This is a genomic window from Pseudoxanthomonas sp. GW2 (assembly GCF_000283075.1).
Lineage (GTDB): Bacteria > Pseudomonadota > Gammaproteobacteria > Xanthomonadales > Xanthomonadaceae > Pseudoxanthomonas.
Genome location: NZ_ALIP01000113.1, coordinates 76,178 through 82,859 on the forward strand (window position 1 = coordinate 76,178; position 6,682 = coordinate 82,859).

The window sequence follows — 6,682 nt, forward strand, 5'->3', positions numbered from 1 at the left end:
ACCCGGCGGGGAGCGGACCTGCGACCCGCCCGGGACCACGTGCGCCCGCCTTGCGGCGGAGCGCGAACCCATGGCTGCGCCTGCCGGGCGAGCGGCAGGCGCGAGGCGAACTGACGGAGAAACTGCAGCAATGACACCACGGATCGTGCCTGCCATCCTGGCCTGGATCGCCCTGTCGCCGGCCGCGTTCGCGGCGCAGGGCGGCGCCCTGGAACTGCCCCTGGTCTTCTCCGACGGCGTGGTGCTGCAGCGCGACCGCCCGCTGCCGGTCTGGGGCCAGGCGCGCCCGGGCTGCGAGGTGCGGGTCGAGCTTGATGGCCAGCGCGCCAGTGCCACCGCCGGCGCCGACGGGCGCTGGGAGGCGACCCTGCCGGCGCATGCCGCCGGCGGCCCGTACGTGCTGGCGGTCGAGGCCTGTGGCGAGCGCCGCAGGATCGCCGACGTGCTGCTGGGCGAGGTGTGGCTGGCCTCGGGGCAGTCGAACATGGAGTGGCCGGTGGCGCAGGCCCTGCATGGCGGGGAAGACATCGCCGGCGCCGGCGATCCGCAGCTGCGCCACTTCAAGGTGCCGCGGTCCTGGGCGGAAACGCCGCGTGGCCAGCTGGAGGGCGGGCAGTGGCAGGCGGCCGCTCCGGAGACGGTGGGCGCGTTCTCCGCGGTCGGCTATGCCTTTGCCCGCGAACTGCGCCGCACCCTGCAGGTGCCGGTCGGCATCATCGACAGTACCTGGGGTGGCAGTTCGATCGAGGCCTGGATGAGCGCCGGCATGCTGGGCCTGGATACCGCCGGGCTGGAAGCGAAGCTGCGCGAACGCCGCGCCGCCGAGGCCCGTGCGGAAGAAGCGGTGCGCCAGCGCGTGGCCGCGTGGGAGCCGGTCGACCCGGCTTCGGAGGCCTTCGCCGCCGACGCGCTCGACACCCGCGACTGGCAGCCCATCCAGGTGCCTGCGGCGTGGGAAACGCAGGGCTACGACGGCATGAACGGCGTGGCCTGGTACCGCACCACGTTCGAGCTCAGCGAGGCCGAGGCGGCCGCCGGCATCGTCCTGGGCGTGGGCCAGATCGACGACACCGACACCACCTGGGTCAACGGCCACCTGGTCGGCAGCACGGCCAATGCCTACAACAAGCCGCGTGTCTACCAGGTCCCGGCGGGAGTGCTGCGTGCCGGCCGCAACACGCTGGCGGTGCGGGTGCAGGACGACGGTGGTGGCGGCGGCATCATGGGTGCGCCGGCGGAGATCTTCGTGCAGCCGCAGGGTGGCGTGCCGCGCGCGCTGGGCGGGCCGTGGCTGTTCCGCACCGCGCAGGTGAGCGTGTCGATGCTCGACGACAAGAACCAGGTCGATACCGTGCTGTACAACGCCATGCTGCATCCGCTGCAGCCCTACGCGCTGGCCGGGGTGATCTGGTACCAGGGCGAGACCAATGCCAGCCCGGAGGGTGCCTACCGCTACCGCGACCAGTTCCGCGGCCTGATCGAGGGCTGGCGCGGAGGCTTCCGCACGCCGCAGCTGCCGTTCCTGTGGGCGCAGCTGGCGCCGTTCCACTCCGGCGGCGACCGGCTCGACGCGCGGGGGCGGGTGCTTGAAAGCCCCTGGGCCACGCTGCGCGAATCGCAGTCGGCGACCCTGGCGCTGCCGGCCACCGGGCAGGCGGTGATCACCGATGTCGGCGACACCCACGACATCCACCCGCGCGACAAGCGCACCGTCGGCCAGCGCCTGGCACGGATCGCCCTGCACAAGGTGTACGGCGACCGGGACATCGCCTGGACCGGGCCGGTGTACCGCAGCGCCGAGGTGCGCGGGCGCGAGCTGGTGCTGCATTTCGACCATGCCGACGGCGCCCTGGCCGCGCGCGGCGGCGCGCTAGGGGGATTCGAACTGGCCGGCGCCGACGGCCGCTTCCATCCGGCGCAGGCGCGGATCGAGGGCGATACCGTGGTGCTCCGCGCCAGCGCGGTGTCCCGCCCGGTGAGCGCGCGCTACGGCTGGAGCGACGATCCGCAGGAGGCCAGCCTGGTCGGTCGCGACGGCCTGCCGGCTTCGCCGTTCCGTACCGCGGAGTGGTGAGGACGATGCGGCGCCGCGGACCGGACAGGCGGGACCCGGTGCGCGCCCGCGCGGCTGGCCTGGTGCTGCCGCTGCTGGGCGTGGCGCTGGCCATGCTGCTGGCCGCCTGTGGCAACCGTGGGGCAGGGGATGCCGCGGACGGTGCGGGCGCCGACGGCGAGCGGCCGGCCGCGCGCGGACAGGCCGCCGAAGCGCCGATCCCGCGGATCGTGACCCGCGACGGCCGCCACGCCCTGCTGGTGGACGGCAAGCCGTTCCTGGTCCTCGGCGCGCAGGTGAACAACTCCAGCAACTGGCCACAGGCGCTGGAGGACGTGTGGCCTGCGATCGAACTGGTGAAGCCGAACACGGTGATGGTGCCGGTGGCCTGGGAGCAGGTCGAGCCGGAGGAGGGGCGCTTCGACTTCTCCTGGGTCGACACCCTGCTGGCGCAGGCGCGCGAACACGACGTGCGCCTGGTCCTGCTGTGGTTCGCCACCTGGAAGAACAACGCGCCGCACTACGCCCCGGCGTGGGTGAAGCTGGACAACGGGCGTTTCCCGCGCGTGGTCACCGCCGACGGACGCACGCTCGACTCGCTGTCGCCGCACGGCCGGGAAACCCTGGAGGCCGACCGCAAGGCCTTCGTGCAGCTGATGCGCCACCTGAAGGCCAACGATCCGCAGCGCACGGTGATCATGGTCCAGCCGCAGAACGAGCCGGGCACCTACGGCGGCGTGCGCGACTTCTCGCCGCTGGCGCAGCAGGCGTTCGAGGGCCCGGTGCCGCAGGCGCTGCTGGAGAAGCTGGGCAGGCCGCCGGGCACCTGGCGCGAGGTCTTCGGTGCCGACGCCGACGAGTTCTTCCACGCCTGGCACATCGCCCGCTTCATCGACCAGGTGGCCGAGGCGGGCAAGGCCGAGTACCCGCTACCGATGTACATCAACGCCGCGCTGCGCGGGCCGTTCAACCCCGGCCAGCCGGGCCAGTACGCCAGCGGCGGCCCCACCGACAACGTGCTGGACGTTTACAAGGCCGCCGCGCCGCACATCGACCTGCTGGCGCCGGACATCTACATGCCCGGGTACCTGCACTACACCACGGTGCTGGACCGCTACGCGCGCCCGGACAACCCGCTGTTCGTGGCCGAGACCGGCAACCGCCCCGAGTACGCGCGCTACTTCTTCGCCGCGCTGGGCCGCCAGGCCATCGGCTGGTCGCCGTTCGGCATCGACTTCTCGCACTACTCCAACTACCCGCTGGGCGCCAAGGTGGTCGATGCGCAGGCGCTGGAGCCGTTCGCGCTCAACTACCGGCTGGTCGGCCCGGCCGCGGACGTGATCGCCCAGGCCAGCTTCGACGGCCGGGTGCACGGAACCGCCGAGCAGCCGGGCGTACCGGTGCAGACGCTGGAGATCGATGGGCGCTGGAAAGCGGTGGTCACCTACGGCGTGCCGCAGTTCTGGTTCCAGGGCGAACCACCGGGCAATCCCGAGCCTGTAGGCGCGGCGCTGGTGGTGCAGCTGGGGCCGGACGAGTTCCTGGTCACCGGCATCCACGCGCGCGTGAACCTGGTGGCGACCGACCCGGCAGTGGCCGATCGCCAGATCTACCAATACGTGGACGAGGGCACCTACGTCGATGGCCAGTGGAAGTTCCGCCGCCGCTGGAACGGCGACCAGACCGACTACGGCCTCAATTTTTCCGACGCCACCCAGCTGCTGCGGGTAAAGCTGGCGACCTACTGAGTGCAATGCAATGCCGGCGCCGTCCCCGGGTGCCGCAAAGAGAGAGGAACGAAGATGATGCAGAACAACAGGTCCATGCATGCCCGGCGTGCGCTGCTGGCCATGTCCGTGGTGGCCGCGCTTGTGCCGATGCAGGCGCTGGCGCAGAGCGTGGAGCGCCAGGCTGACGGCGTGATCGTGCGCCCGGCCGATACGCAGGCCGCCGACGTGCGCCTGCAGCTGGTGTCCGACCGCATCGTGCGCGTCAGCGCCGACGTGGACGGCGATTTCCAGCGCAGTCCCAGCCTGATGCGCGCCGAAGCGCCCTCGGCGCCGCCGGCGTTCGAGGTCGAGCAGGAAGAGGGCAGGGTACGGGTCAAGGCGTCCGGCATTGCCGCCGAGGTTTCCCTGGGCGATGGCAGCGTCAGCTTCTTCGATGCCAACGGCAAGCCGCTGCTGGCCGAGCGCCCCGGCGCGCGCGAGTTCCAGCCGGCCACGTTCGACGGCCGCGACTACTACAGCGTGCGCCAGCGCTTCCAGTCGCCGCAGGACGAAGCGCTGTACGGCACTGGCCTGCACCAGCAGGGCTGGATGAACCTCAAGGGCCGCGACGTCGAGCTGCTCCAGCACAACATCGACAAGGCCATCCCTTACCTGGTCTCCACCCGCAACTCGGCATCCTCTGGGACAACAACTCCATCACCCGCTACGGCGATCCGAAGGGCCTGCGCCCGCTGCAGGAGTCGCTGCGGGTGTACGACGCCAAGGGCCGGCCGGGCGGCTTCACCGCGACCTACTCGATCGACGGCAAGGTCCGGGTGCAGCGCCGAGAGGCGGAGATCAACTACCAGTACATCAAGGACCTGGCCGCGTTCCCGGAGCAGGCGAAGAACAAGGCCGAGGGCGGCCGCACCCTGGTGACCTGGGAGGGCGCGATCGAGGCGTCCAGCGGTGGGCGCCACACCTTCTCCATGTACAACAGCGAGTACGTGAAGGTGTACGTGGACGGCAAGCTGGTGGTCGACCGCTGGCGCCAGAACTGGAACCCGTGGCACCACGAGTTCGCCCTGGAGCTGGAGCCGGGGCGCCGCTATCCGGTGCGGGTCGAGTGGGACACCATCGACCCGGCCTACATCGCCCTGCTGCACCGCGACCCGCGGCCGGCCGGGGAGGCCTCCGACCTGTCGATCTGGTCCGAGGCCGGGCAGATGATCGACTACTACGTGGTCGCGGGCAGCAACGCCGACGAGCTGATCGCAGGCTACCGCTGGCTGACCGGCAAGGCGGTGATCCTGCCGAAGTGGGCCTACGGCTTCTGGCAGAGCCGCGAGCGCTACAAGACCCAGGCCGAGCTGACCGGCGTGCTGGACGAGTACCGCCGCCGCGGGCTGCCGATCGACGCCATCGTGCTCGACTGGTCGTACTGGCCGGAGGACGCCTGGGGTTCGCACGACTTCGACCCGGCCAACTTCCCCGACCCGGAAGGCATGGTCCGCCACGTCCACGACCAGCACGCGCAGATCATGATCTCGGTGTGGCCGAAGTTCTACCCGACCACCGAGCACTACAAGGAGCTGGACGCGGCCGGCTTCATGTACCGCCGCAACGTCGAGGTCGGCGAACTGGACTGGATCGGCAAGGGCTACCTCAACTCGTTCTACGACCCCTTCTCCAGGCAGGCGCAGGGCATCTTCTGGCGCCAGGTCAATGCCAAGCTCAACAGCAAGGGCTTCGACGCCTGGTGGCTGGACGCCACCGAGCCGGACCTGCACAGCAACATCGACGTCGGCGAGCGCAAGGCGCGCACCATGCCCAATGCCCTGGGCTCGTCGACCGAGTACTTCAACGCCTATCCGCTGCCGCACTCGGAGGGCGTGTACCGCGGTTCGCGCGAGGTCGATCCCGACAGGCGCGTGTTCATCCTCTCCCGCGCGTTCTTCGCCGGGCAGCAGCGCGCCGCCGCCGCCTTCTGGAGCGGCGACATCGTCCCGCGCTGGGACGACCTGCGCGAACAGATCTCCGGCCTGGTCAACGCATCCATGGCCGGCGCGCCCAACGTGTCGATGGACATCGGCGGGTTCTCGCCCAGCGCCGCTACGAGCGCAAGGACCCGGCGCACCTGGACGAGTGGCGCGAGCAGAACCTGCGCTGGTTCCAGTTCGGCGCCTTCGTGCCGGTGTTCCGCCTGCACGGCCAGTTCCCGTACCGCGAGATCTGGGAGCTCGCGCCGGAAGGCACGCCGCACTACGACAGCTTCGTGCATTACCTGAAGCTGCGTTACTCCCTGCTGCCCTACATCTACACCCTGGCGGCCGATACCTGGCACCGCGACGGCACCATCCTCCGGGCGCTGGCCATGGATTTCCCGCAGGACCCGGAGGTGCGCGACATCGCCGACCAGTACCTGTTCGGCCCGGCCTTCCTGGTCGCGCCGATCACCCGCTACCAGGCGCGCGAGCGCCAGGTCCACCTGCCCGCGGGAACCAGCTGGATCGACTTCCACACCGGCCAGCGCCATGCCGGCGGGCAGCAGGTGACCGCCGCCGCGCCGCTGGAGCGCAGCCCGCTGTTCGTGCGCGCCGGCTCGATCGTGCCGCGCACCGTGGTCCAGCAATACGTGGACGAGAAGCCCGACGCCCCGCTGACCATCGAGGTCTACACCGGTGCCGACGGCAGCTTTTCGCTGTACGAGGACGACGGCCGCAACTACGGTTACGAGCGCGGCGAGTTCGCGCGCATCCCGCTGCGCTGGGACGAGGCGAAGGGCGAGCTGCTGATTGGCGCGCGCCAGGGCGGCTACCCGGGCATGGTCGCCGCGCGCGAGATCCGGGTGCGCTGGATCGACGGCCCGCGCACCGATGCCGGCGCGCTGGAACCGGAGGCGGACGCCAGCGTGCACTAC

2 protein-coding genes and 1 pseudogene are annotated in these 6,682 nt (G+C 71.0%); all 3 read left to right on the top strand.

The window, feature by feature from the left end; genetic code table 11:
- Window positions 1-130: 130 nt before the first annotated feature.
- Window positions 131-2,074 (top strand): sialate O-acetylesterase, encoded by a 1,944-nt coding sequence (locus B351_RS0109320; RefSeq protein WP_026010549.1) that lies wholly within the window; start codon window positions 131-133, stop codon window positions 2,072-2,074.
- Window positions 2,075-2,079: 5 nt separating this feature from the next.
- A complete protein-coding gene (locus B351_RS0109325; protein WP_050992170.1) occupies window positions 2,080-3,801 on the top strand; it encodes a DUF5597 domain-containing protein in 1,722 nt (573 codons plus the stop codon).
- A gap of 54 nt (window positions 3,802-3,855) precedes the next feature.
- A pseudogene (locus B351_RS18125) lies at window positions 3,856-6,682 on the top strand (TIM-barrel domain-containing protein); the annotation flags it as partial.